This is a genomic window from Salinicola lusitanus (genome assembly GCF_038648475.1).
GTDB lineage: Bacteria > Pseudomonadota > Gammaproteobacteria > Pseudomonadales > Halomonadaceae > Salinicola > Salinicola lusitanus.
Genome location: NZ_CP151919.1, coordinates 2148335 through 2173830, shown reverse-complemented (window position 1 = coordinate 2173830; position 25496 = coordinate 2148335). Strand labels below are relative to the sequence as shown.

Sequence of the window (25496 nt, the reverse complement as noted above, 5' to 3'; positions counted from 1 at the left end):
CAAGCGCCATCACCGGACGCTTGCATTCGAATGCAAAATCGGTATTATGCATCGCGCCTTGGCCCAGATGGCGGAATTGGTAGACGCGCTAGCTTCAGGTGCTAGTGTCCTTACGGACGTGGAGGTTCAAGTCCTCTTCTGGGCACCATCGCTCTCGGCGATGGTCATTTAGAATGGACAAGGCCGGTTTGGCCCGGATGGCGGAATTGGTAGACGCGCTAGCTTCAGGTGCTAGTATCCTTACGGATGTGGAGGTTCAAGTCCTCTTCCGGGCACCATTCCAGAGGAGTTTTCCAAACTCCTGGCAGCACCCGATACATGACACGCCCAGGTGGCGGAATTGGTAGACGCGCTAGCTTCAGGTGCTAGTATCCTTACGGATGTGGAGGTTCAAGTCCTCTCCTGGGCACCACGTGTCATGATCGTTTTCTCCTGAGACTCCTTCTCGCAAACGCTGTCGCCATCATCTCTGCACGCCCCTCCATATCGTGATCCGTAGAGATGGCATCGCCATCATCGATAACGCCCAGGCCGCGTCGAGACCGCCTCGAGCCCCCAGCCCTCCTTGTCTACCCGCCCTTCCAGCTTGCGCTCGACGGGATCGGCCAGTTGAGGGAAGAAATCCAGGCCGGTACGCGCCTCGATCTCGTCGATCGTGACCGCAAAGCGGGCGAGAGGCTCGTTGCCGTCGACGTTCTGCGGCATCAGAAATGCCAGCGCACGGGGTGTCGCGCCAGGTGCGATCAGGATCTTGTAGAATCCCACGGGAATTTGAGAAAACCCGACCCGATGCAGCAACTGGTCGTCGTAGACCGGCCCGGTGACGACCCAGACGCGCCCGAATCTGGGCACGAAATCGTCGATGACAGCCTCCTCCAGGCGCTGCCATAGCTGCCGATTGAGTTTGGGTCGCTGCGGCGCGATGTTGGTCATCAGGAAGCTGGCCATCTGCGCATCCCGTCCATGGACGACCGACATGGCGTAGTTCGGCGCCAGATGCCCCCGATCATAGCCGCTGTGGGTGTAGTCACTGCTGTCGATCGGCCACAGGCTGCGCCAGTCGGACTCGAACCGGTCGGGCCGTGGAAGGCTGTGGGGATCGTCGACCCGATTCAATACATAGCCAACCCAGAGCGGTCCGCCCCGCACGTCCGACCACCCCAACAGGAAGCCGTCGTTGCGAAGCACCCGGTTCCAGCCCCGCCAATCGTTCCACTGCCACTCGGGTACGCCCATCCAGCTCAACTGGTCGCGGACGCTCGCCTCCTGCCAGTACCACAACCCGCTGATGACAACGACGAAGATCAGGCCAATCCGGGACGAGCGAGCCAGTTGCCCCAGCAGCCCCCGCTTGCGACGACGCGCCACCCGAATTACAGGCCGACGGAGAACATGGCGTCGAGATCGTGGCGCGAATGCACCTGCATGGCATTGAGCGTTTCGGTGTCACGGATGCCCTCGACGCTCATCAGCCGTTCGGTCACCAGCGAGGCCAAGGATTCGAAATCCCGCGTCCGGGCGATGGCGATAAGGTCGTAACGACCGCAGGTCGAATAGACTTCGCTGATGCCCTCGAGATCGGCCAGGCGCTCGGCGACACCCCGTATCCGGCCCTTTTCGACATTGATCAGAATGACGGCGTTCTGCATTTCCCTCTCCCACCGGCGTTCGGCCTTTCGCGAGGCCCGAAGAATGAATGATCCGGCGCGAGTATATCAGCTCCCGGGCCAACCGCCTTCCAGCGTCAGCAGGGCGCGCTTCAACGACTCGCCACCGCTGTAGCCGCCCATCCCCCGGGCGGCGACGACCCGGTGACAGGGGATGAACAACGGCAGCGGATTGGCCCCCACCGCACCGCCGATCGCCTGCGCCGCGCCCTCCCTGCCCAGGCGATGTGCCATCTCGCCATAGGTGCTGGTCTGCCCATATGGGATACGCAACAGGCCCTGCCAGACCTGCAGCTGGAAATCGCTCCCCTCGGGGGCCAGCGTGACATTGAAGCTCCGCCGTCGCCCCGCCAGGTAAGCGTCGAGCTCGGCCCGGGCCTGGGCAAAGAAGTCGGCGTCCTCCTGCCAGCTCGACTCCGGCGTCCCGGAACGGGAACTCCCGGGCAGGCGCAGTTCGCGCAAGCCCTGCTCGTCCCCCACCAGCATCATCTCTCCATGATCGGTCACAAACTGGACATAGCGCATAATCGACCCTTGGCGACACCGTGAATGGCGAAATTGCCCGGCAGCGAATGGCGGCTGCGAGTGTATTGTGACAATGTCACGACACATCGCAGACTTCCAGTCATCCAGAAGCGGTGTGCGTCAGGACAACGAACCGGAGACGGGTCATGCAGGAATCAACGAAAAAGAGGACGAGAGAGGCCGGCGGGTCGCCGAATGGTGAAGGACGTCGGCGCTTTCTGCGCCATGGCCTGTGCGCCTCCGGCCTGCTGCTGCTGGGCTGGCGGGGCCTGCCCACCCTGGCCCAGGACAAGCCGATGCTGGACCCGGACGCCTATCAAGCCAAGGCGCTCGATTATGTCGAGGAGGCCTCGAATGCTGCGGACAACCCTGCCTACCAGGCGGGTCGGCGCTGCGCCAACTGCGACTTCTTCACCGCGTCGAGCCAGGCGTGTGGTCTGTTTCCCGACTACCGGGTCGCCAGCGATGGCTGGTGCAGCGGCTGGACGGCCAGCGCGTCCTGACATCACCCCCGGCGGCGGACCCAGAATTCATGCCGACTCGCGATTCGACTCCGGAATCGGCCACTGATAGCGACGCACGACCTCACCTTCCTCCATCGACTCGAGCTTGATCGGGAACCCCCAGAGCTGGTGCAGGTAGCGCATTACCGGGAACAGGCTCTGGCCCAGCGGCCGGCGCCGGTCCTGTACGTGGCGCAGGGTGAGCGAGCGGTCACCGCGAATGTCGGCCTCCCACACCTGGATATTGGGCTCCCGGGCCGACAGCGCGTACTGCACGCTCAGCGCCTCGCGGATGCGCCGATAACCCCGATCATCGTGAATCGCCTCGATCTGCAGGCTGTCGTCACGGTCGTCGTCGACCAGGCTGAACAACTTGAGATCGCGAATCACCTTGGGTGACAGGAACTGCTGGATGAACGACTCATCCTTGAAGTTCTGCATCGCGAAATGCAGCGTCTCCAACCAGTCGCTGCCGGCAATCTCGGGGAACCATTCGCGGTCCTCGTCGGAGGGCGACTGACAAATGCGCTGGATGTCGCTGAACATCGCGAAGCCCAGCGCATAGGGATTGATGCCGTTGAAATAGGGACTGTCGAAACCCGGCTGGCTGACCACGGACGTATGGGACTGCAGGAACTCCAGCATGATGCCTTCGTCGATCAGGCCGTCGTCGTACAAACGATTCATCAGCGTGTAGTGCCAGAAGGTGGCCCAACCCTCGTTCATCACCTGGGTCTGGCGCTGCGGGTAGAAGTACTGGGCCAGCTTGCGCACGATGCGCACGATCTCGCGCTGCCAGGGCTCCAGCAGTGGCGCATTCTTCTCCAGGAAATAGAGCAGGTTTTCCTGGGGCTCACTGGGGTAGCGGTCGTGTCTGTGCAGCCCCAGGGGATCGTTCTCGAAATCGTGCGATGGCTGCTGGACCAAGCCACCGATCGGGGTCGGGATCGTGCTCCAGAGCCGGTTGACCTGGGTCTGGAGGTAGGCCTCGCGCTCGTCCTGGCGCCGCACCTCCTCCTCGGCGGAGACCGGTGATGGGCGCTTGTAGCGGTCGACGCCGTAGTTCTGCAGCGCGTGGCAGGCGTCGAGAAGCTGCTCCACCGCCTCGACGCCATGCCGCTCTTCGCACTTGGCGACATATTTACGGGCAAAGACGAGATAATCGACGATCGCCGAAGCGTCCGTCCAGGCGCGGAACAGATAGTTGCCCTTGAAGAACGAGTTGTGGCCGTAGCAGGCGTGGGCGATGACCAGCACCTGCATCATCAGCGAGTTCTCCTCCATCAGGTAGGCGATGCAGGGGTCGGAGTTGATCACCAGTTCGTAGGCCAGCCCCATCTGGCCCCGGCGATAGGCCTGCTCCACCGACAGGAACTGCTTGCCGAACGACCAGTGGTGGTAGCCGATCGGCATGCCCACGCTGGCGTAGGCATCCATCATCTGTTCGGAGGTAATGATCTCGATCTGGTTGGGATAGGTGTCCAGCCGATACTCCCGCGCCAAGGCGCCAATGGCGTGCTCGTAGGCTTCCAGCGCCTCGAAGTTCCAGTCCGAACCGGTGGCAATGGGCTCGCGTCGCGTCATCGCTCTCTATCTCCTCGCTGCGTTACGTCACCAGGCCTCTGCGCTCACCCCTTCGCCCGCTGGCGGAAGAGCTCACGGAAAACCGGGTAGATATCTTCCGCCTGGACGATCTGCTGCATGGCGAAGCGCTCGGGATAGGCCGCCCTGACCGAATCGTAGGCTTCCCACAGCGCCTGGTGGGCGTGAGGCGTGATCTCCACGTAGGTGAAATACTGCAACTTGCGCATCAGTGACTCGTCGAGCAACTCGAGACAGGTAGACGAGTCGTCGTCCCAGTTGTCGCCATCGCTGGCCTGCGCCACGTAGAGATTCCACTGCTCCGGCGCGTAGCGCGCCTCGATGATGCTGTCGACCAGGGTCAATGCACTGGAAACGATGGTGCCGCCGGTCTCCCGGGAATAGAAGAACTCCTCCTCGTCGACCTCCTTGGCCACGGTATGGTGACGCACGAACACCAGCTCGACCTTCTCGTAATTGCGCTCCAGGAATAGATAGAGCAGCAGGAAGAAGCGTTTGCCGATGTCCTTGTGCGCCTGAGTCATCGACCCCGAGACATCCATGATGCAGAACATCACCGCCTGGTTCGATGGCATCGGCTGATGGGTGAGATGGTTGTAGCGCAGGTCGTAGGTATCCAGGAACGGGATCGCCTCGATCCGCTTCTCCAGTCGTTCGATCTCCGATTTCAGCTCGCTGACACGCGCCGGGTTACGCAGCACCGGGTCCTTGCGCTCCTCGGCTTCGAGCGCTTCCTGGGCCTCGCGCAGGGCACGCTTCAGCGGCGCCCGCATGCCGATCCGCCGGGCCTGGGCCTCGCGCATCGAGCGCACGATATTGATCCGTGCCGGCACTCCCTCCTTGGAGATCCCCGCGCGCACCGGTCGCGTTTCTTCCAGTACCTGCAACTGCTTGCGCTCGAGATGCGGCAGCTCTAGGCCATCGAAGACGAAATCGAGAAACTCCTCCCGGGAGAGCGAGAACACGAACTCATCCACGCCCTCGCCCTGATTGCCTGCCTGACCCTCGCCGCTACCCTGCCCACCGCCACCGCTGGGTCGCCTCAGCCGGTCGCCCTCGGCGAACTCCCTGTTGCCGGGACTCACGACCGTCCGCCGACCGCCCGGGCCGTGCTGAAACGAAGGTTCGGAAATATCCTTGGCGGGGATGGAGACTTTCTCGCCACGCTCCATGTCGGTGATCGAGCGCCGATTCACCGACTCTTCCACGGCCCGCTTGATGTGGGAGCGATAGCGCTGCAGGAACCGCTGACGATTCACGGCACTCTTGTTGCGCGCATTGGGGCGTCGATCGATGAAGTAGCTCATGGCACCTCCCGCAGACTGACTGCGACAGCGGCCGCCCGCCTATGGCCCCTGCCCCAAGGCACGGAATCCGACCCGCGATCCCGCGCCGCTGACATCGACTCACGATCGTTCAGTGCGACTTGCGCACCCGCAGATACCACTCCGACAGCAGCCGCACCTGCTTCTCGGTGTAACCGCGCTGCACCATGCGATCGACGAAATCCTCGTGCTTGCGCTGATCGGAGGCCGACGCCTTGGCGTTGAACGAGATCACCGGCAGCAGCTCCTCGGTGTTGGCGAACATCTTGTGCTCGATCACCCCGCGGAGTTTCTCGTAAGACTGCCAGCTGGGGTTCATGCCGTTGTTGTGCGCCCGCGCCCGCAGCACGAAGTTGACCACCTCATGGCGGAAATCCTTGGGATTGGAGATGCCGGCCGGCTTCTCGATCTTCTCGAGGTCCTCGTTGAGCGACTGCCGGTCGAACAGCTCGCCGGTCTCGGGATCGCGGTACTCCTGGTCCTGGATCCAGAAATCGGCATAGGTCACGTAGCGGTCGAAGATGTTCTGACCGTACTCGGTGTAGGACTCGAGGTAGGCGGTCTGGATCTCCTTGCCGATGAAATCGACGTAGCGCGGCGCCAGATACTCCTTGATGAAGCGCAGGTAGCGCTCGTGGGTCTCCTTCGGCAACTGCTCGCGCTCCAGCGCCTGCTCCAGCACGTAGAGCAGATGCACCGGATTGGCGGCGATCTCGTGAGCGTCGAAGTTGAACACCTTGGAGAGAATCTTGAACGCGAACCGCGTGGAGAGCCCATTCATGCCCTCGTCGACGCCGGCGGCGTCACGATACTCCTGGATCGACTTGGCCTTGGGATCGGTATCCTTCAGGTTCTCGCCGTCGTAGACGCGCATCTTGGAATAGATGCTCGAATTCTCCGGCTCCTTGAGTCGCGAAAGTACCGAGAACTGCGCCAGCATGCGCAAGGTGTCCGGCGCGCAGGGCGCCTCGTCCAGCGAGGAGTGCTCGAGCAGCTTCTGGTAGATCTTGATCTCCTCCGACACGCGCAGGCAGTAAGGCACCTTGACGATGTAGACGCGGTCGAGGAACGCCTCGTTGTTGCGGTTGTTGCGGAACTGCTGCCACTCGCTCTCGTTGGAGTGGGCCATGATGATGCCGTCGAAGGGAATCGCGCCCATGCCTTCGGTGGGGTTGTAGTTGCCTTCCTGGGTGGCCGTCAGCAGCGGATGCAGCACCTTGATCGGCGCCTTGAACATCTCGACGAACTCCATCAGCCCCTGGTTGGCCTTGCACAGGCCGCCGGAGAAGCTGTAGGCGTCCGGGTCGTCCTGGGAGTAGAGCTCCAGCTGGCGGATGTCGACCTTGCCCACCAGCGATGAGATGTCCTGGTTGTTCTCGTCGCCGGGTTCGGTCTTGGAGACCGCGATCTGGTTGAGGCGGGAAGGATGCAGACGCACCACCCGGAACCGCGACAGGTCGCCACCGTACTCCTTGAGTCGCTTCGCCGCCCAGGGCGACATCGGCCCGCGCAGGTGACGCTGGGGGATGCTGTACTCCTTCTCGAGCAGCTCACCATCCTCTTCCGGCGAGAACAGCCCGAGGGGCGACTCGTAGACCGGCGAATCCTTGATCGCGTAGAACGGGACACGCTCCATCAGCAGCTTCAGGCGCTCGGCCAGCGATGACTTGCCGCCGCCAACCGGGCCCAGCAGGTAGAGAATCTGCTTGCGCTCCTCGAGCCCCTGGGCGGCATGGCGGAAGTAGGCGACGATCTGCTCGATCGCCTCTTCCATGCCGTAGAACTCGGCGAAGGCGGGATAGCGGCGAATGACCTTGTTGGAGAAGATACGCGACAGGCGGGAGTCCTTGGCCGTATCGATGGTCTCGGGCTCCCCGATGGCGTTCAGCATTCGCTCGGCGGCATTGGCGTAGACACGGGGATCCTTCCGGCACAGCTCTAGATATTCCTGCAGGCTCATCTCTTCCTGTTGAACCTGCTCGTAACGGCTCTGCACGTGATCGAAGATGCTCATGGAAGCCTCCTGGTCGTGACCCCCAACCGCTCAGGGCGAACGCCCTGCCAGCCGGGCTAGCTGACTATCAGCATAGACAGATGCACGAAGCGTCGGGAAGACTCTTTTTGCGAGTCTTTTCAACGCAGCGTCGGAATACACGCTTTAGAACACGCTACCACGATCCGGTTTCGATGCACGGGGAATTTGCATCGACAAAATGCGTCGATTCACGCAGGTATCGGTAACTCATAGAAAATCCGGGACAAATTCGCTCGCGAATCATCGCGCGGATGACGAGGCCCGGCCGGCGCCCGAGGGGGTCGGGCGCCGGTGCCCCTCAGGGCACCTCGAAGGCGGCGCGGGCATCGGCCAACAGCTGGTCGAGCAGCTCCGAGGTCGTGTTCCAGGAGCAGACGAAACGCGCCCCGCCGGCGCCGATGAAGGTGTAGAACGTCCAGCCCTGGGCGCGCAACTGGGAGATGACCGGTTCCGGCAGACTCACGAAGACGCTGTTGGCCTGGGTTGGAAACATCAGCGACGCGCCGGGAAGCGATGCCAGGCCGTCGGCGAGATAGCGTGCCATGGCGTTGGCGTGATCGGCATTGCGCCGCCAGGCACCGGATTCCAGCAGGCCCAGCCAGGGCGCGGCGATGAAGCGCATCTTGGAAGCCAACTGCCCCGCCTGCTTGCAGCGATAGGCGAAATCCTCGGCCAGCTCCTTGTTGAAGAACAGAATCGCCTCGCCCATCGGCAGGCCGTTCTTGGTGCCGGAAAAGCAGAGTACGTCGACACCGGCCTGCCAGGTCAGCTCGGCCGGGGAGGCATCCAGCGCACTGCAGGCGTTGGCGAAACGCGCCCCGTCCATGTGCACGCGCAGATCGTACTTGTCCGCCACGGTGCGAATCGCCAGCAGCTCCTCGCGGGAATAGACCGTCCCCACTTCGGTGGCCTGAGTGATCGAGACCACCCGCGGCTTGGGGTAGTGGATATCGTTGCGCTTGACCACCAGGCGCTCGATGCCCTCCGGCGTCAGCTTGCCGTTCTCACCCGGGCTGGTCAGCAACTTGGAGCCGTTGGAGAAAAACTCCGGCCCACCGCACTCGTCGGTCTCGATATGAGCCAGTTCGTGGCAGATCACGCTGTGGTAACTCTGGCCCAGCGCGGCCAGCGAAAGCGAGTTGGCGGCAGTACCGTTGAAGACGAAGAAGACGTCACAGTCGTAGTCGAAGAGTTCGCGGAAGCGATCCGCGGCACGGTGAGTCCAGGCATCGTTGCCGTAGGCGAGATCGTCGCTGGCATTGGCTCGAATCAGGTAATCAAGCGCTTCCGGGCAGATGCCGGAGGTGTTGTCGCTCGCCAGATAGCGAGGGTTACAGTCGGATGTCATCTGGGGGTCCTTGTACGATCCCTCCATCGAGAAAAGCGACTCGGGCCGGTCACGGCGTGCAGAGTCCGCGTTTTCTGAGGGTCAGGCATGGCGGTCGATTCCACGGCGGCCTGAATAACAAGAAGCGCGACCCAGTCGGCGTCGGGGTCGCCGTCGCCCGGCTCGCGCTCACTGGTGAACACCCGAGTCTAACATCTGCTCCCGACTATCGGCAGCGCGGGAGCCCTTCCCTCTCACGCTGACTCAACGCAAACCCGGCACGCGCTCACAGGGTCGCCGCCAGCCGCACCCCCTGGTCGATGGCCCGCTTGGCATCGAGTTCCGCCGCCAGATCGGCGCCGCCGATACGATGAACTCGCGCCCCGGTTACGACCAGCGCCTCATAGAGCGCCTGCTGCGACTCCTGCCCGGCGCAGATCACGATGCTGTCGACCGCCAGTCGCCTGGACTCCCCCTCGACATCGAGGTGCAGACCGTCACTGTCGATGTGCCGATAGACACAGCCCGACAGCGTCTCGACACGCCGAGCCCGAAGCGCGGCCCGGTGGACCCAGCCGGTAGTCACCCCGAGCCCTGCGCCCGGCTTGCCGGTCTTGCGCTGCAGCAGCGTAATCTGTCGCGGCACCGTGGGCTTCAGCCGCGGCTTCAAGCCGCCGGCGTGTTCAACCGTCAAGTCGACGCCCCACTCGTCGCACCAACGCTCGACATCGAGCGCCGGCTGCTCGGCATGCGCCAACAGTTCAGCGACATCGAAACCTATGCCGCCGGCACCGATGATGGCGACGCGACGCCCGACGCGCTCCGGGTGCAGGATCGCCATGGGGTAGGAGATGACGCAGGGGTGATCGCTGCCCTCCAGTTCGAGTTCGCGGGGCCTGACGCCGGTGGCGATGACGACCTCGTCGAACTCCCGCAACTGCTGGACATCGGCATCCACGTTGAGGCGCAGCTCCACGCCGAGCAGCCCGAGCCGCGTCGAGAAATAGCGCAGCGTCTCGGCGAACTCCTCCTTCCCGGGTATGCGCTGCGCCAACCGGAACTGACCGCCAATCTGCGGATCGCGTTCGAAAAGCGTCACCCGATGGCCACGCTCGGCGCAGGCGGTGGCTGCGGCCAGGCCCGCCGGACCAGCCCCTACCACGGCGATGCGCTTGGGGGCATCGGTCGGCGGTAGCGTCAGCTCCGTTTCATGACAGGCGCGCGGATTGACCAGACAGGAAGTCAGCTTGCCCTGGAAAGTGTGGTCGAGGCAGGCCTGATTGCAGGCGATGCAGGTATTGATCTCCTCGACTCGATCCTGCTCGGCCTTGGCCATCCAGGCCGGATCGGCGAGAAAAGGACGCGCCATGGAGACTAGGTCGGCGTGCCCCTCGGCCAGTACCGCCTCGGCGATCGCCGGCATGTTGATACGATTGGTCGCGATCAACGGTATCGAGATCGCTTCGCGCACCGCCCGGCTGACCGGGACGAAAGCGGCGCGCGGCACGCTGGTGACGATGGTCGGCACCCGCGCCTCATGCCAGCCGATACCGCTGTTGATCACATCCGCACCGGCACGCTCGATCGCCAGCGCCAGCGCCACGACCTCGTCGCCGGTACTGCCCTCCTCCACCAGATCGATCATCGACAGCCGAAAGATCAGCAGGAAATCCGGGCCACACGTGTCACGAACGCGACGCACGATCTCGGTGGCGAAGCGCTGCCGGCGCTGGCTATCGCCGCCCCAGGCGTCGTCGCGGTGGTTGGTCCGGCGGCACAGGAACTGATTGATCAGATATCCCTCCGACCCCATGATCTCGACGCCGTCGTATCCCGCGCGCTGCGCCAGCTCGGCACAGCGCGCGAAGTCATCGATCTGCCGCTCGATCTCGCTGTCACTCAGCGCGCGTGGCGTAAAGCGGTTGATCGGCGCGGCAATCGCCGAAGGCGCTACCAGATCCGGAGAGTAGGCGTAGCGACCCGCGTGCAGAATCTGCAGACAGATATGCGCGCCGCGTGCATGGACGGCTTCCACCACCGGGCGGTGCTGCTCGGCCTCGGCTTCGTCGGTGAGCTTGGCGGCGCCCTGGAAGACCGCCCCTTCAGGGTTGGGCGCAATGCCACCGGTGACGATCAACCCCACCCCATGACGCGCCCGTTCCGCGTAGAACGCCGCCAGACGATCGAAGCCGTTCGGTGCTTCTTCCAGGTTGGTATGCATCGACCCCATCACCACGCGGTTGCGCAGCGTCAGCGAGCCAACTTGCAAAGGACGAAAGAGATTGGGAAAACGCGTCACGAATCGGATCCACTCATGTCGAGGCGCACACCGCCGGCAGCGGTTTCAAACGCGCGTATGAGGGTCAGTGTAACGAAAACCGCAACGAGAGCCATTCCACCAAAGCGGTAGCACCGCACGGGGGATAGGGAGCACGGGGTTAGAGTGCATGAAGACAAGAAGAGGTGATGATTCGGCCGCCAGACGGGGCGAAACCATGGCATGAGATACGAGAGAGAAGAAAGAACTTCAGAAGTTCGAGCGCGGGAAACCGCGATCATCGCGGCAGCGCCATACAGCGAGGCGTGAAACGTATCGAGTGCAGCAGAAGACGTCGATATGGCGGACCGGACGAGACTCGAACTCGCGACCTCCGGCGTGACAGGCCGGCATTCTAACCAACTGAACTACCGGTCCGCTATGGTGGGTGGTACGGGACTCGAACCTGTGACCCCCAGCATGTGAAGCTGGTGCTCTAACCAACTGAGCTAACCACCCAAACATCAAACGACTCAATACTACAAATACAACCAGTGCGAAGCGTGGCGGACCGGACGAGACTCGAACTCGCGACCTCCGGCGTGACAGGCCGGCATTCTAACCGACTGAACTACCGGTCCACTCTGTGCATCGAGAATTCATGCCGAAACACGGACCCCGATACGAACTACGCAACTAGCGAACTGCCCCACCTGCAACATCGCATACCTTGACGGCGTGAGAAAAATGCTGAAATGGCGGACCGGACGAGACTCGAACTCGCGACCTCCGGCGTGACAGGCCGGCATTCTAACCGACTGAACTACCGGTCCGCATATTCCAACGCTTTTCCCGCTACTGCGACTTGCAACACGTGATACCCGAGCATCATGAAACCATGATGGTGGGTGGTACAGGGTTCGAACCTGTGACCCCCAGCTTGTAAGGCTGGTGCTCTCCCAGCTGAGCTAACCACCCGTGGTCACGTGGCGCTGCATTCTACCTGTGACCGGTTGAAAGTCAACAGCTTTTCACCCCGCTTTTCTCCATCCGGATCATCCACTTGCGCCGAGCCTCCGAACCACGTGGCCGACAGCTTCGTCGATCAGCATCGACTGCGTGTGCGCAGCACGTTTGGGCACCTGCCAGTCATGGTCTCCACCTTCCATGAAGTGACACTCGACCTGTCCCGGCAGCCGATACCCCTCGACCTCGTCACGCCGCCCGAACGGATCGCGGGTCCCCTGGAACAGCAGCACGGGGCAGGCGATCTGCGGCCAGTGCTCGAGTCGCAACCGGGCCGGCTTGCCGGGAGGATGGAACGGGTATCCGAACAGGACCAGCCCCGCCAGGCCGATCCGGGTAGCCAGCAGGCTAGCGACCCGGCCGCCCATCGACTTGCCGCCGAACCACAGCGGCGTTGCCGCGTCCAGTTCCGTCAGCACCCGACGCCACTCGGCGAGTTCGTCCACCAGCGTCTCGATCCTGGGTGGAGGGCGCCGTCTGCCACTCCGACCCATGGCAGTCATGTAATCGAACTCCACCGCCACCACCTGGAGGCCGAGCGCGGCCAGTCGCCGGCGCAGCCGCACCAGGAACTCGGAATCGTGGCCCGCGCCCGCACCGTGACAGAGGACGAGGCGCGCGGGCGTCGGCGCTCGTCCCTCCACGATGAATCCTCCCGAGGCAGTCTCGTGGCGCGAGCCATCGCCGGCCGCCAGCGCTTCGCGCAGCCTGTCGCCATCCTGGGTCTCCTGCATCGGCACTGTCACCGTATCGCCCCCTGTTGGCTTGTCGGAACAATCAATACGCTACCCTGGCTGATGGCACGACGACACTGCCAGCATTCCCAGCGGGCGGGATTTATGCGTAGGATGATAAACCTGATCGATCGGTCAGATTTTATCGAACCAACGACAACAACCAGGATAAACCATGACGCTCAACGTTCTCGTCATCGGCGCCGGCATGGGCGGACTCACCGCGGCGCTGGCCCTGCAGGAATCGGGACACCGGGTCGAGGTGGTCGACCGGGTCTCCGAACTGCGCCCGGTAGGTGCCGCCATCTCGGTCTGGTCCAATGGCGTCAAGGTGCTCAAGGCCCTGGGCGTGGGCGACGCCATCGAGCAGGCCAGCGGCCGCATGGATGCCATGGCGTATCACGGCAAGGACGGCGCCCCGCTGACGCGGTTCAGCCTGCAGCCGCTCTATGACCAGGTCGGCCAGCGCGCCTGCCCCATCGCCCGGGCGACCCTCCAGCAGCTGCTTCTGGACGCCGTCGGCGAAGACAACGTCACCCTCGGGCTGGCATGTACCGACTTCCGGACCACCGACAGCGGCGTCACCGCCGAATTCGCCGACGGCTCGACTCGCCAGGCGGACCTGATCGTGATCGCCGACGGCACCCACTCGGCGCTGCGCGAACGCGCCCTCGGCAGGCCTGTCGAGCGGCGCTACTGCGGCTACGTCAACTGGAACGTCCGCGTGGCGGCCACGCCGGACCTGGCACCGCTCGAGAGCTGGGTCCAGTACGTCGGTGACCACCAGCGCGTCTCGATGATGCCGATGAGCGGCGATCCCGCCACCCCGGAATTCTACTGCTTCTTCGACGTGCCCCTGCCGATCGACACACCGAACGACCCGATGCGTTACCGCGACGAACTGGCACGCCACTTCGCCGGCTGGGCGGAGCCGGTGCAGAAGTTGATCGCGCGTTTCGACCCCGCGGCCATGGCCCGCGTCGAAATTCACGACATCGAACCGCTCGAGACGGTCGTCGGCGAACGCGCGGCGATTCTGGGCGATGCGGCCCACGGCATGGCCCCGGACCTGGGCCAGGGCGGCTGCCAGGCGATGGAGGATGCCTGGGTGCTGGCGCGGGCGCTGGATGATGCCGACGGCGATGTGGCGAAGGCATTGAAGGCCTACGACGGCGCCCGGGTCGAACGAGTCGGGGAGATCGTCAGCCGAGCCCGCAAGCGCGCCGAAACCACCCATGGCGCCGACCCTGACGCCACACGGGCGTGGTACGCCGAACTGGCAGCCGAGGACGGCAGTCACATCATGGCGGGAATGAGCAAGACGATACTGGGCGGCCCGCTGGGATAAATCCGGCTCTCAAAACGTCTGCCACAACGCCGAAGGCCCGCCGGAAACTCTCCCCGGCGGGCCTTCGACAATCCGCAATCGCTCAGGCTTCGCGAGCGAGCAGGTCGAACGTGTCGATCCGCGTCTCCTGCATCTGGCGCTGCTTGGCTTCCAGGCCCTCGAAATCGAACAGGTTGCGATCGGCGAGCTGCGAGGGCGCGACGTTGGTCACCGCCTTGAACATGGTCTCCAGGCGCCCGGGGTGCTTGGCCTCCCACTCCGCCAGCATCTCCTTGACCACCTGACGCTGCAGGTTGGGCTGGGAACCGCACAGGTTGCAGGGGATGATCGGAAACGCCATCTGGCGCGAGAACTCGGCGATATCGGCTTCGCGACAGTACGCCAGCGGTCGGATGACGATGTTCTTGCCATCGTCCGACAGCAGCTTGGGCGGCATCGACTTGAGCGAACCACCGAAGAACATGTTGAGAAACAGAGTCTCGAGGATGTCCTCGCGGTGATGGCCCAGCGCCACCTTGGTCGCACCGATCTCCTCGGCGAAACCGTAGAGCGAACCACGGCGAAGGCGCGAGCAGAGCGCGCAGGTGGTCTTGCCTTCGGGTGTCTTCTCCTTGACCACCGAGTAGGTGTCACGCTCCAGGATGTGGTAACCCACTCCCTTGGCATCGAGATACTCGGGCAGCACGTGCTCGGGGAAGCCGGGCTGTTTCTGATCGAGATTGACCGCCACCAGTTCGAAGTCGACCGGCGCGTTGCGCTGCAGATTCATCAGAATCTCCAGCATGGTGTAGGAGTCCTTGCCGCCGGACAGGCAGACCATCACCTTGTCGCCGTCATGGATCATCCCGTAGTCGATGATCGCATTGCCGACCTGGCGACGCAGCCGCTTCTGCAGCTTGTTGAACTCGTATTTCTGGGTACCGGTAGATGCTTGCATGGGTCGAATGACACACAGGGATATGAAGGCATGCTCATGCTATCACCGCGCCCGGCGACTTGCGATGCCATGGCCTGACAGGTCTCTAGCGCGCCACCAGCGCACCCTGCTTCAGACGGATGTACATCAGGGCCGTGGTCACCGCATCGCCAAGGGCGGTATGACGGCCCATCACCGGCACCCCGAGAGCCTCGGCGGCCGCCTCGAAACTCACCACCGGCTCCCGTTGCGGCTGCGTCCGCTGCATCTCGCGCCGATATATCCGTGCCATGTCGAGGCTGGGGTTGGGCAGGCCGAAGCCGAACAGCGGCCGCAACTGGCGATCGATCACGGCCAGGTCGTAATCGATACACCAACCCAGCAGCGGACGGTTGCCGACGAAGTCCAGGAACTTCTCCAGCGCTTCGTCCAGCGCCTCGCCATCATCCAGGTCGACACCGCGCAAGCGATGGACCTTGATGGAATCGCCGCTCAGGGTGGCTGGTGGCCGGAGGCGTAGATCCAGCGCCCCGCTGGTCAGCACCCGCTCGCCCTCGAAGGCCACCGCAGCGATCGAGATCAGCTCGGCGCGCCGGGTGTCGAGACCGGTGGTCTCGCAGTCGATGGACACCATCTCGTCGCCGGCGTAGGCGCCGAACAGTTTGCCGTAGCGGCCATCGGCCTGGCGGCGCCGATCGGCGGCACGGCGTAGCGAACGTATCATCGCACTTCTCGTCAGTACTCGAGATGGAAACGGTGCGTCAGACGCTGCTGGAAGTCCTTGACGATATGCAGCGCCTCGCGCAGCAGATCGCGCTCCAGCGAGGAGAGGTTCTGAACCATGATCAGATCGGGTTCGTCGCTGCTCTGCCGACCGTCGAGTTGCGCCAGTTGCCGTTTGAGGCGGAGTTCGATGAACAGCGCCAGCGCCTCGCCCAGATCCGCGGCGAAATCCGCTTCCAGCCGCCCCTGGCCGGCAAGCGCCTCCAGTCGGGCCAGGGTCGATGTCGCGGTGATGCGGCACTCCAGCGCCAAGGTACGGACCCCGTGCACGATCGGGAAAATGCCGCCCTTCTTGATGTCGATACCATGCCGAGGCTTCCTGAGCGAACCGAACAGGGTCAACGGCGCGGAGAAGTGCAGCGCCGCGCGGGCAAAGTGCGACAGCAGCAGCTCATCGCGGGCACAGCTGTCGAAGAGATGTCTGCGCAGACGCTCCAGCAAGCGAGTGTCGCCGGCCACGCCGTGAGCGTCCAGCATGATGGCGAGGTTCATCAACGAGGTGCCGTCGCGACGTTCGGCCCAGCGCGTGATCGCCGTCCGCCACCCGCTTTCACTGTTCACCCAGGCCGGGTTGGACACCATGATGTTGCCCGGACACGGCGGATAACCCAACGTGCAGAGCGTTTCGGTGACGCGCTGCATGACGGCGGCGCAGTCCGGCCAATCCATGCCGTCGGCGACGATCAGGGCATTGTCCTGATCGGTCTTGAGGATCTGTTCGCCACGGCCTTCACTGCCCATCACCATCAGGCAGCTCCGGGCACGATGGTGCGGCTGGGTGAGGAACTGGAAGGCCTTCTCGACGATGCGCCCGTTGAGCGCCGCCAGCAGGTCCATGACGAAGCGGAGCTTGACCCCCTGGGCCATCAGCGTCTGGACCAGACCCGACAGTTTCGCGCTGGCGCGAGCCAGTTTCTCGACGGTGTCGGCCTGCTCGAGCTCGAGTCCGACCATGTAGGAGTGGCTCGAGAAATAGCTGAGCAGGTCGGTCAGCTCGACCACGCCGACCGGACGACCCTGCTCGACCACCACCACCCGGGCCACCCGATGCCGAGTCATCTGCACCAGCGCGTCGAACAAGTACTGATCGGGACCGGCGGAGACCAGCTCGAAGTGGGCGATGGTGACGACCGGGCGCGCCTGGGTCGCGCCTTCCATCACCAACGCATTGAGCAAGTCGGTTTTGGTCACCACGCCGAATCGGCAGCCCTCGCCTACCAGCAGACTATCCGCGTGGCTCTCGTTGAGCCGGGCGACCGCCGCGGCAATGGTAGTGACGGCATCGACGATCACCGGCGCCCGCATGCATTCGCTGATTCGCGCGAGCATGAACCCTGCCATGTTCGCGCCACTCTCGATGCGACGCTCGGCCAGCAGCCGGGTCTTCTGCACCAGCCCATGGCGGAAGAAGTCGGCGAAAGCCGGGTAATCGTCGCAGAGGCGCTCGAACAGCGCCTTGGGTATCACGTAGCAGAGGCTCTCCTGCTCCGCCTTGAAGCGATAGCGACTGGTGCCGTTGAGGATGCTGATGGCGCCGAACAGGTCGCCCGCCGTGTAGTGGGCGATGCGCGAATGGCTGGCCGGCGCGTGTGGATCGAACTCGGCAACCTCGCCCTTGTGGATGATGAAGACGAACTCGCCGGGCTGACCGGCTTCGAGCACGACCTCGTCGCTGTCGAAGTAGGCCATATCGGCGCCACGCGCTACCCGTTCGCGCCCGCTGTCGTCGAGCAGCGTAAAAGGCAATTGGGAAAGATCGATGTCGACCATCAGGCGACCCCCGCCCCAACGCCGCCGTACCCCGGCCGGCTGCGCTGCGGTAAATGATTCGAGTGGCGATCACGACACGACTTCAGACTCTGCCGGTCGGGCCGGGATGCCTCGCTACGGCCCGCTCGCGCTATCGTCATCTTGGCCAAGTCAGTTTCCCCCTGAAAAAGGCGTAGCAAGCCTGACGCCAGGAGAACGGCAACTATCAATTCACTGTTGTAGAATTCTATTCCCGCCACCTTCAACTCGCGACTGACTTTTGGCCCCAGTCTCGCTCAGAAAGAGACCATCAGGGTTCGGTATTGCAATACGCAAATGGATGAAGACGACTTCCCTCGGCCGATAAGTTCCACCCGAATTCGACACCATTATTATCCTGGACACACAGACTTTCGTTGCAGAATGCCGGACATCTCCTAAGGCGTCGCGGCGCCACCCTTGCTCATGTTTAACCGGCTAACGATACATGGCCATCACTATTGCGCCCCGATACTAAGGTAGGGTAATCAACATCTTGTTTTCATTAATCAATGTTGATATCAAGTGATTCAGGGAATCACATGCCGACAACCCATCTCGCCACAAGACCAATAACTCAAATAAAGTGCAACTTTAGTCGCTACACCAACTGTGATCGAAAAGCGCCGACCGGACTATTCTCCCAGCGCAGGATTCATGCACCTGTGAATCACTCAGAATAAATGTGGCTTGTGGACGAGCGATTGTTTTGCCGAATACACATAAACGAAGAGCCACCTCCCCCCTTAACGATGCGGAGAACGATGATATGGCAGATGACAAATCCAAAGCTGCTGCCTATTGGAAGGCGAATCTTCGCCTGATAACCGGCTGCCTGATCGTCTGGGCACTGGTCTCCTACGGCTGCGCGATCCTGCTACGCCCCTTGCTGGCCGGCATCTCCGTCGGCGGCACCGACCTGGGCTTCTGGTTCGCCCAGCAGGGATCCATTCTGGTCTTCATCGGCTTGATCTTCTTCTATGCCTGGAAGATGAATCGGCTGGACAAAAAATTCGGTCTCGGGGAGTAAGTCGGCATGAGCCAATTCGCGATCAACGTTCTCTTTGTCGGCGGCTCCTTTGCTATCTACATCGGCATTGCGATCTGGGCCAAGGCCGGTTCGACCAGGGACTTCTATGTCGCTGGCGGCGGCGTTCACCCGATCACCAACGGCATGGCGATCGGTGCCGACTGGATGTCCGCCGCCTCGTTCATTTCCATGGCGGGTATCATCGCCTCGGCAGGCTACGGCGCCTCCACCTTTCTGATGGGCTGGACCGGTGGCTATGTCCTGCTGGCCCTGCTGCTGGCCCCCTATCTGCGCAAGTTCGGCAAGTTCACCGTTCCCGAGTTCATCGGCGATCGCTTTTACAGCAAGCCGGCACGCATGGTAGCGGTGGTCTGCTTGATCGTCGCCTCGCTCACCTACGTCATCGGTCAGATGGCCGGCGCCGGAGTGGCCTTCTCGCGCTTTCTGGAGGTCGATGCGACCACCGGCCTCATCATCGCCGCCATCGTCGTGTTCTTCTATTCGGTCCTCGGGGGCATGAAGGGCATCACCTATACCCAGGTGGCTCAGTACATCGTGCTGATCGTCGCCTATACCATCCCGGCAGTGTTCATCTCGCTGGAGCTGACCGACAACCCGATCCCGCCGCTCGGTCTGTTCTCCGATCACAGCGCCTCCGGCGAGCCGCTGCTGTCCAAGCTCAACGAGGTCGTGACCGCGCTGGGCTTCAACGAATACACGGCGATGGTCGACAACAAGCTGAACATGGTGCTGTTCACGCTATCGTTGATGATCGGTACCGCGGGGCTGCCGCACGTCATCATGCGCTTCTTCACCGTGCCCAAGGTCGCCGACGCACGCTGGTCCGCCGGCTGGGCACTGGTGTTCATCGGCCTGCTCTACCTGACGGCGCCGGCCGTGGCCTCGATGGCCCGGCTCAACCTGGTGACCACCATCTACCCGGACATGGCCGCCCAGGTCCAGAACTACGAGGATGCCGCCGCCAATCCCATCGCCTATGCAGATCGTCCCGACTGGATTCGCACCTGGGAGGAGACCGGGCTGATCACCTTCGACGACAAGAACAACGACGGCAGGATCCAGCTCTACAACAATGCCGCCGACTTCTCCGACCGCGGCTGGCAGGGCAATGAACTCGAGGTCAGCAACGACATCCTGGTACTGGCCAACCCTGAAATCGCGAACCTGCCCGGCTGGGTGGTCGGCCTGATCGCGGCGGGAGGCCTGGCGGCAGCGCTGTCCACCGCGGCAGGCCTGCTGCTGGCGATCTCCTCGGCAATCAGTCATGACCTGATCAAGGGGGCGATCAACCCGAAGATCACCGAAAAAGGCGAACTGCGGGCGGCACGCATCTCGATGTCCGTGGCGATCGTGGTGGCGACCTATCTCGGCGTCAATCCTCCCGGGTTCGCCGCCCAGGTCGTGGCACTGGCCTTCGGTATCGCCGCCGCCTCGCTGTTCCCGGCGCTGATGATGGGGATCTTCTCCAAGCGGATCAACAACAAGGGAGCGATTGCCGGGATGCTCTCGGGGCTGGTCTTCACCCTGGTCTACATCTTCGTCTACAAGGGCTGGTTCTTCATTCCCGACACCAACAACCTGGCCGACGTCGAGGCCAACTGGGTGCTGGGCATCTCGCCGCTATCGATCGGCGCCGTCGGCGCGATCCTCAACTTCGTGGTGGCCTACCTGGTCTCCAGCGTCACCGAGGAGCCACCCCAGGAGATTCAGGATCTGGTGGAAAGCGTACGCTATCCCAAGGGGGCTGGTGTCGCGATCGATCACTAGGCGACAATGCCGTCCTGACCAACCAGGCTGACGGGTTTCAATCGGATCGGGCTTCCCAGCGGGAAGCCCGATTCTTTGCGCAAGGAATCACCATGATATGGCATTTGGTCGCGGCAGCCTCGGCCGGCCTGGGCGCCGCCGGCGTAGCGCTGTTGTTGCGTTCTCTCAGCGGTGGACGGCTGCCTCGCTGGATCATTCCCGCGTGTGCGGGGCTGGGCCTGCTGGTCTACCAGATCAGCTACGAGTACGGCTGGTATGAAGCCAAGCGCGAGCAGTTGCCCCAGTCGGCGGCCATGGTGTCGACCGAGAAGAGCCGGATGCCGTGGCGCCCGTGGACCTACCTCTATCCGCTGACCACGGCGTTCAGCGTGGTGGATCGTGACAAGCTGGTGACCTCGCAAGCCGACGGCGAGCGCCTCGTCGAGTTCGTCCTCTATCGTTTCGAAATGCAGTATCGCGACGTGCTGACCCACCAGGCGTACCTGGTCAACTGCAGCACCCGCGAGCGCGTTCCGCTCGTCGGCGATGATCGCCGGCCCGACATCGATCGTCTGCGTCATCTCTCGGACGACGACTCGCAACTCGAGACGGTATGCTCCAAGGGTTGATGCAACACGCGGCACCACTGTCGGGCCGCACCGGGTCGCGGCGACCCACTGAGCCGAACTGGCTCGAGGATGGCTTCAGGTCAAGGGAGAGAGTTCATGTTTGAAGGCGGGTTGTTGATCATCGTGGCGCTGCTCTACGTGGCCACGCTGTTCGCGATTGCCTGGCGAGGGGATCGCCATGCCAGGCGTCATGGCCCTGCCAGCCGCCGGCCGATTGTCTACAGTCTGGCGCTGGCCGTCTACTGCACCTCCTGGACCTTTTACGGCAGCGTCGGCCAGGCCGCGACTTCCGGCTGGTCGTTCGCCAGCATCTTCGTCGGCCCGGTGCTTGCCTTCCTGCTGTTCTGGCCGGTCATCACCAAGATGATCCGCGTCGCCAAGCGCCAGAACGTCACCTCGATCGCCGACTTCATCGCGTCCCGCTACGGCAAGTCGCAGTCACTGGCGGCGTTCGCCAGCCTGATCGCGCTGATCGGCACCCTGCCGTACATCGCGCTGCAACTGAAGGCGGTCTCCACCGCGTTCCGGGTCATGACCAGCGACGGCCACGCGGTGAAGGCACCGATCGTCGACGACACCGCCTTCTACATCACCATCTTCATGGCGGCGTTCGCGATTCTCTTCGGGACCCGGGACACCAACGCCACCGAGCACCACGAAGGGCTGATCCAGGCCATCGCCTTCGAATCGGTGGTCAAGCTGCTGGTCTTCCTGGTCCTGGGTGCCTACGTCACCTGGGGCATGTTCGACGGGCTCGGCGAGCTGCTGACGCGCGCCGACACCTACCTGAAACTGCAGCAGCAGTTGACCGAGCAGAACTTCGACACCAGCTTCTGGACCCAGACATTGCTGGCGATGCTGGCGGTCTTCTGCCTGCCTCGCCAGTTCCATATCACCGTGGTCGAGAACACCCATACCGACGATGCCAAGCGGGCGCGCTGGCTCTTTCCGATCTACCTGATCGCCATCGGCTTCTTCGTCCTGCCGCTGGCTGCGGCGGGGCTCTCGCTGTTCGCCGGCGAGAACCTGGCTCCGGACAGCTATGTGCTCGCCCTGCCGATCGTCGCCGACCAACCGTGGCTGGCGATGATGACCTTCGTCGGCGGCCTCTCGGCGGCGACCGGCATGGTGATCATGGCGGTCGTCTCCAACGCGATCATGATCTCCAACGAGATCCTGCTGCCGGCGCTGTTCCGGCTACGCTGGTTCGAGAAGAAGCCACGCGACTACGGCCGTCTGGTGCTGCGCGCTCGACGCCTCACCATCGTCGTCATTCTCGCCCTGGCCTATCTCTTCTACCAGCTGGTCGCCGAATACAGCTCGCTGGCCGCCACCGGCCTGCTCTCCCTTGCCGCCATAGCGCAGTTCGCACCCGCGGTGCTGGGCGGGCTCTACTGGAAGCGCGGCAATCGCCTGGGCGTGGTGACCGGGCTCAATGTCGGTTTCGCCATCTGGGCCTATACCCTGCTGATGCCGGCGCTGATCCAGGCCGGACTGCTGCCGGAAGCGTGGCTGGTGGGCGGGCCGCTAGGCGTGGAGTGGCTCTCGCCGCTACACCTGTTCGGGCTCAACGTCACCGACAGTTTCGCCCACGGTGCCATGCTGTCGCTGGGCTTCAACCTGTTCTTCTACATCTTCATCTCGCAGCTGACGCCCCAGCGGGTGGTTGAGCGCATCCAGGCTTCGCTGTTCGTCGACAGCATCGAGACCCGCCAGACCACGGTCAATCGCCCCTGGACCGGGGCGACCACCATGGGCGATCTCAAGGTGCTGTGCGAACGGTTCCTGGGCAAGTCGCAGGTCGAGCGGGCCTTCGAGGACTACGCCCGGCGCAACGCCAAGCCAATGGACAACAACACCCGCGCCTCGATCGACGTCATTCAGTTCACCGAGCGCCTGCTGGCGTCGGTCCTCGGCGCCTCGTCATCGCGAATCGTGGTCAACTCGGCGCTCCAGGGCCGCGGCATCGGCATCTCCGACGTCATCTCGATCGTCGACGAGGCGTCCCAGGTGCTGGAGTTCAACCGCGCCCTGCTCCAGGCGACCATCGAGAACATCAACCAGGGCATCGGGGTGGTCGACCAGAACCTCAACCTGGTGGTGTGGAATCAGCGCTACCTGGAGATCTTCCGCTTCCCCGACAACCTGATCCGCGTCGGCACGCCGATGGAGAAGGTGTTCCGCTACAACGCCCACAACGGCGAGTACGGCCCCGGCGATCCGGAGGAGCATGTCGAGCAGCTGATCGAGAACATCAGAAGCGGCCAGCCCCACCGCTACGAGCGCTACCGCCCCGACGGTTCGGTGCTGGAAGTGCTGGGCAACCCGATGCCGGGGGGCGGGTTCGTCTACACCTACCAGGACATCACCCAGCAGAAGCGCACCGAGGAGGCGCTGATCCGCTCGGAGAGCAACATCCGTATCTATACCGACAACGTGCCGGCATTGATCGCCTACTTCGACAAGGAGTGCCGCTACCTCTTCACCAACCGCGCCTACGAAGCGGCCATGGGGATCGACCGCAACGCCGTGATCGGGGAGCGAGCGGACAACGTGCTGCCGGCCCAGACGGCACGGCAGCGCACGCCGTGGATGAAACGCGCCCTGGGCGGGGAGCGGGTCACTTTCGAGATATCGCTCGACGACGGTGACGGCGGCGTCCGCTACATGCTGGTGACCTACACGCCTCATTTCGGCGAGGGCGGACGCATTCTGGGCTTTTTCGCCCTCTACCAGGACATCACCGAGCGCCGACTGGCCGAGATAGCCCTGCGCGAGACCAACGAGAACCTGGAGGAGCGCGTGCGCGAGCGTACCCAGGCGCTGTCCGAAGCCAACGCGGCGCTACGTCAGGAGAACCGGGTCCGCGCCGAGGCCGAACAGGCGCTGCGCCAGGCCAAGCAGACCGCCGAGGATGCCAACGCCTCCAAGACACGCTTCCTCGCCGCCGCCAGCCACGACCTGCTGCAGCCGCTGAACGCCGCTCGGCTGTTCACCTCGGCGCTCGGACAGCAGATCGATCAACCCGACCACAGCCGAACCATTGGCCACATCGACAACTCCCTGCAGGCTGCCGAGGAGCTGCTGGGCACGCTGCTCGACATCTCCAAGCTCGATGCCGGCGCACTCACCCCGCGTCGCAGCCAGTTCCCGCTGGCCGACATCCTGAGGCCGTTGCGTGCCGAATTCGAGGTCATGGCGGACGATCGCGGTCTCGATCTCGACATGGTCTCCACCAGCCTGTGGGTCGACAGCGACGCCCAGATGCTGCGCCGCATCGTCCAGAATTTTCTTTCCAACGCCCTGCGTTACACCCAGCAAGGCCGCGTCCTGCTGGGCTGCCGGCGCCACGCCGAGCGCATAACGATCGAGGTCTGGGACACCGGACCCGGGATCCCGGAGTCAAAGCTGAGCGAGATCTTCCAGGAGTTCCGCCGTCTCGATCAGGCCTCCCGTCACAAGGAGAGCGAACGTGGGCTGGGGCTTGGTCTGTCGATCGCCGAACGCATGAGCCGGGTGCTGGATCATCCGATCCTGGTCCGCTCCCGAGTCGGCATGGGCACCGTCTTTTCGGTCTCCGTGCCGCTGGTGGCCGGACGACGAGGCGCCGCCGCTCCGGAGGAGAAGGCGCCCGGCAGGCGTGCCAGCAACAAGCTGGTGGGCACTCGCATCCTCTGTATCGACAACGAACGCCTGATCCTCGAGGGCATGAAGGCGATGCTCGAAGGCTGGGAGTGCGAGGTCTACACCGCCACCTCCATCGGCGGCGCCAAGTCGGCGATCCGCAACATGGGCGGCGACCCGGATGCGATCCTGGCGGACTACCATCTCGACAACGAAGTCACCGGCATGATGGCGCTGGAAGCGCTGGAAGAGCTCTGCGAGCAAGCCGTGCCGGGAATCGTCATCACCGCCGATCGCACCGAAGAAGTCGCCGAGGAGATCAAGCGGGGCGGCTATCAGATCCTGCTCAAGCCGGTGCGCCCGGCTGCCCTGCGCGCTCTGATGACGCGCACGCTGCAGGCGAGTCGTGCGGCGAGGCTATCCCAGGACGAGGAGTAGTCGGTATTGGCGCGGCGACCTCGCCCATTGCATCCGCGTGGGCTTGGTAATACTCACTCCACACAATGATTTCGCCAACTCATTGTCGAGAGAAGAAACATCCACTGTCGGGACTTTATCTCCCTCGCGCAAGTTAATGCGAGGGAGGGCCCTCGCGCTCCCCTTTTTTTGA

Annotated in this window: 18 protein-coding genes and 8 tRNA genes; 9 read left to right on the top strand and 17 right to left on the bottom strand. The window is 63.4% G+C overall.

Annotated elements, in window-relative coordinates:
• Positions 1–61: 61 nt before the first annotated feature.
• From AAGT95_RS10055 to AAGT95_RS10045, 3 genes are all read left to right on the top strand, one after another.
• A tRNA-Leu gene (locus AAGT95_RS10055) sits at positions 62–148 on the top strand.
• Positions 149–191: 43 nt separating this feature from the next.
• Positions 192–278: transfer RNA gene (locus AAGT95_RS10050), tRNA-Leu, on the top strand.
• Positions 279–325: 47 nt separating this feature from the next.
• Positions 326–412 (top strand) — tRNA-Leu (locus tag AAGT95_RS10045).
• 101 nt (positions 413–513) lie between these two features.
• Here AAGT95_RS10045 and AAGT95_RS10040 read toward each other — a convergent pair.
• From AAGT95_RS10040 to AAGT95_RS10030, 3 genes are all read right to left on the bottom strand, one after another.
• A complete protein-coding gene (locus AAGT95_RS10040) occupies positions 514–1368 on the bottom strand; it encodes a DNA/RNA non-specific endonuclease (RefSeq protein WP_240612445.1) in 855 nt (284 codons plus the stop codon).
• A 5-nt stretch (positions 1369–1373) separates the two neighbouring features.
• Complete coding sequence (locus AAGT95_RS10035) at positions 1374–1649, bottom strand: Lrp/AsnC family transcriptional regulator (RefSeq protein WP_110602523.1); 276 nt, start codon at positions 1647–1649, stop codon at positions 1374–1376.
• Between the two features lie 66 nt (positions 1650–1715).
• Positions 1716–2192 (bottom strand): methylated-DNA--[protein]-cysteine S-methyltransferase, encoded by a 477-nt coding sequence (locus AAGT95_RS10030; protein WP_342596387.1) that lies wholly within the window; start codon positions 2190–2192, stop codon positions 1716–1718.
• Between the two features lie 146 nt (positions 2193–2338).
• Here AAGT95_RS10030 and AAGT95_RS10025 point away from each other — a divergent pair, with 146 nt between their 5' ends.
• Entirely contained in the window at positions 2339–2695 is a 357-nt protein-coding gene (locus tag AAGT95_RS10025) for a high-potential iron-sulfur protein (RefSeq protein ID WP_342596386.1), read from the top strand.
• A gap of 27 nt (positions 2696–2722) precedes the next feature.
• Here AAGT95_RS10025 and AAGT95_RS10020 read toward each other — a convergent pair whose 3' ends face one another.
• The 11 genes from AAGT95_RS10020 to AAGT95_RS09970 all read right to left on the bottom strand — a co-directional run bounded on the left by AAGT95_RS10020 (position 2723) and on the right by AAGT95_RS09970 (position 13013).
• Positions 2723–4279, bottom strand: coding sequence for a SpoVR family protein (locus AAGT95_RS10020; RefSeq protein WP_342596385.1), 1557 nt, complete (start codon positions 4277–4279; stop codon positions 2723–2725).
• A 44-nt stretch (positions 4280–4323) separates the two neighbouring features.
• A complete protein-coding gene (locus tag AAGT95_RS10015; RefSeq protein ID WP_110602515.1) occupies positions 4324–5604 on the bottom strand; it encodes a YeaH/YhbH family protein in 1281 nt (426 codons plus the stop codon).
• Between the two features lie 109 nt (positions 5605–5713).
• Positions 5714–7636 (bottom strand): PrkA family serine protein kinase, encoded by a 1923-nt coding sequence (locus AAGT95_RS10010; RefSeq protein ID WP_110602513.1) that lies wholly within the window; start codon positions 7634–7636, stop codon positions 5714–5716.
• 319 nt (positions 7637–7955) lie between these two features.
• Positions 7956–9005 carry a threonine aldolase family protein gene (locus AAGT95_RS10005; RefSeq protein WP_110602511.1) on the bottom strand — a complete coding sequence of 350 codons (1050 nt, stop codon included), beginning with the start codon at positions 9003–9005 and terminating at the stop codon, positions 7956–7958.
• A 265-nt stretch (positions 9006–9270) separates the two neighbouring features.
• Positions 9271–11283 (bottom strand): NADPH-dependent 2,4-dienoyl-CoA reductase, encoded by a 2013-nt coding sequence (locus tag AAGT95_RS10000; RefSeq protein WP_342596384.1) that lies wholly within the window; start codon positions 11281–11283, stop codon positions 9271–9273.
• A 319-nt stretch (positions 11284–11602) separates the two neighbouring features.
• A tRNA-Asp gene (locus tag AAGT95_RS09995) sits at positions 11603–11679 on the bottom strand.
• 4 nt (positions 11680–11683) lie between these two features.
• Positions 11684–11760: transfer RNA gene (locus AAGT95_RS09990), tRNA-Val, on the bottom strand.
• A 45-nt stretch (positions 11761–11805) separates the two neighbouring features.
• A tRNA-Asp gene (locus AAGT95_RS09985) sits at positions 11806–11882 on the bottom strand.
• Between the two features lie 115 nt (positions 11883–11997).
• Positions 11998–12074 (bottom strand) — tRNA-Asp (locus tag AAGT95_RS09980).
• A gap of 69 nt (positions 12075–12143) precedes the next feature.
• Positions 12144–12219 (bottom strand) — tRNA-Val (locus AAGT95_RS09975).
• 77 nt (positions 12220–12296) lie between these two features.
• Positions 12297–13013 (bottom strand): alpha/beta family hydrolase, encoded by a 717-nt coding sequence (locus AAGT95_RS09970; protein WP_342596383.1) that lies wholly within the window; start codon positions 13011–13013, stop codon positions 12297–12299.
• 163 nt (positions 13014–13176) lie between these two features.
• On the opposite strand from AAGT95_RS09970, the gene hpxO reads away from it, so the two are divergent.
• Positions 13177–14349: an FAD-dependent urate hydroxylase HpxO gene (gene hpxO, locus AAGT95_RS09965; RefSeq protein ID WP_342596382.1), complete on the top strand. Its 1173-nt coding sequence runs from the start codon at positions 13177–13179 to the stop codon at positions 14347–14349.
• Between the two features lie 82 nt (positions 14350–14431).
• Here hpxO and ttcA read toward each other — a convergent pair whose 3' ends face one another.
• From ttcA to AAGT95_RS09950, 3 genes are all read right to left on the bottom strand, one after another.
• Positions 14432–15286 carry a tRNA 2-thiocytidine(32) synthetase TtcA gene (gene ttcA / locus AAGT95_RS09960; RefSeq protein WP_110602503.1) on the bottom strand — a complete coding sequence of 285 codons (855 nt, stop codon included), beginning with the start codon at positions 15284–15286 and terminating at the stop codon, positions 14432–14434.
• An 85-nt stretch (positions 15287–15371) separates the two neighbouring features.
• A complete protein-coding gene (locus AAGT95_RS09955; protein WP_342596381.1) occupies positions 15372–15989 on the bottom strand; it encodes a 3'-5' exonuclease in 618 nt (205 codons plus the stop codon).
• 11 nt (positions 15990–16000) lie between these two features.
• Entirely contained in the window at positions 16001–17818 is a 1818-nt protein-coding gene (locus tag AAGT95_RS09950; RefSeq protein WP_342596380.1) for a putative nucleotidyltransferase substrate binding domain-containing protein, read from the bottom strand.
• A gap of 787 nt (positions 17819–18605) precedes the next feature.
• Between AAGT95_RS09950 and AAGT95_RS09945 the strand changes: the two genes are divergently transcribed.
• The 4 genes from AAGT95_RS09945 to AAGT95_RS09930 all read left to right on the top strand — a co-directional run bounded on the left by AAGT95_RS09945 (position 18606) and on the right by AAGT95_RS09930 (position 25324).
• Positions 18606–18866: a DUF4212 domain-containing protein gene (locus AAGT95_RS09945; protein ID WP_110602498.1), complete on the top strand. Its 261-nt coding sequence runs from the start codon at positions 18606–18608 to the stop codon at positions 18864–18866.
• A gap of 6 nt (positions 18867–18872) precedes the next feature.
• Entirely contained in the window at positions 18873–20654 is a 1782-nt protein-coding gene (locus tag AAGT95_RS09940) for a sodium:solute symporter family protein (protein ID WP_342596379.1), read from the top strand.
• 92 nt (positions 20655–20746) lie between these two features.
• A complete protein-coding gene (locus AAGT95_RS09935; protein ID WP_342596378.1) occupies positions 20747–21262 on the top strand; it encodes a hypothetical protein in 516 nt (171 codons plus the stop codon).
• Between the two features lie 96 nt (positions 21263–21358).
• The gene (locus tag AAGT95_RS09930; protein WP_342596377.1) at positions 21359–25324 is read left to right on the top strand and encodes a NahK/ErcS family hybrid sensor histidine kinase/response regulator; all 3966 of its coding nucleotides are present in this window, start codon (positions 21359–21361) and stop codon (positions 25322–25324) included.
• Positions 25325–25496 lie beyond the last annotated feature (172 nt).

What these genes read in the sequence shown, in the direction of transcription:
- AAGT95_RS10030 (WP_342596387.1), bottom strand. Translation starts at nt 2,192, where the DNA reads ATGCGCTATGTCCAGTTTGTGACCGATCATGGAGAGATGATGCTGGTG.
- AAGT95_RS10005 (WP_110602511.1), bottom strand. Translation starts at nt 9,005, where the DNA reads ATGACATCCGACTGTAACCCTCGCTATCTGGCGAGCGACAACACCTCC.
- AAGT95_RS10015 (WP_110602515.1), bottom strand. Translation starts at nt 5,604, where the DNA reads ATGAGCTACTTCATCGATCGACGCCCCAATGCGCGCAACAAGAGTGCC.
- AAGT95_RS10010 (WP_110602513.1), bottom strand. Translation starts at nt 7,636, where the DNA reads ATGAGCATCTTCGATCACGTGCAGAGCCGTTACGAGCAGGTTCAACAG.
- AAGT95_RS09935 (WP_342596378.1), top strand. Translation starts at nt 20,747, where the DNA reads ATGATATGGCATTTGGTCGCGGCAGCCTCGGCCGGCCTGGGCGCCGCC.
- AAGT95_RS10025 (WP_342596386.1), top strand. Translation starts at nt 2,339, where the DNA reads ATGCAGGAATCAACGAAAAAGAGGACGAGAGAGGCCGGCGGGTCGCCG.
- AAGT95_RS09950 (WP_342596380.1), bottom strand. Translation starts at nt 17,818, where the DNA reads ATGGTCGACATCGATCTTTCCCAATTGCCTTTTACGCTGCTCGACGAC.
- AAGT95_RS09940 (WP_342596379.1), top strand. Translation starts at nt 18,873, where the DNA reads ATGAGCCAATTCGCGATCAACGTTCTCTTTGTCGGCGGCTCCTTTGCT.
- AAGT95_RS10020 (WP_342596385.1), bottom strand. Translation starts at nt 4,279, where the DNA reads ATGACGCGACGCGAGCCCATTGCCACCGGTTCGGACTGGAACTTCGAG.
- AAGT95_RS09945 (WP_110602498.1), top strand. Translation starts at nt 18,606, where the DNA reads ATGGCAGATGACAAATCCAAAGCTGCTGCCTATTGGAAGGCGAATCTT.
- AAGT95_RS09955 (WP_342596381.1), bottom strand. Translation starts at nt 15,989, where the DNA reads ATGATACGTTCGCTACGCCGTGCCGCCGATCGGCGCCGCCAGGCCGAT.
- AAGT95_RS09930 (WP_342596377.1), top strand. Translation starts at nt 21,359, where the DNA reads ATGTTTGAAGGCGGGTTGTTGATCATCGTGGCGCTGCTCTACGTGGCC.
- ttcA (WP_110602503.1), bottom strand. Translation starts at nt 15,286, where the DNA reads ATGCAAGCATCTACCGGTACCCAGAAATACGAGTTCAACAAGCTGCAG.
- AAGT95_RS10035 (WP_110602523.1), bottom strand. Translation starts at nt 1,649, where the DNA reads ATGCAGAACGCCGTCATTCTGATCAATGTCGAAAAGGGCCGGATACGG.
- hpxO (WP_342596382.1), top strand. Translation starts at nt 13,177, where the DNA reads ATGACGCTCAACGTTCTCGTCATCGGCGCCGGCATGGGCGGACTCACC.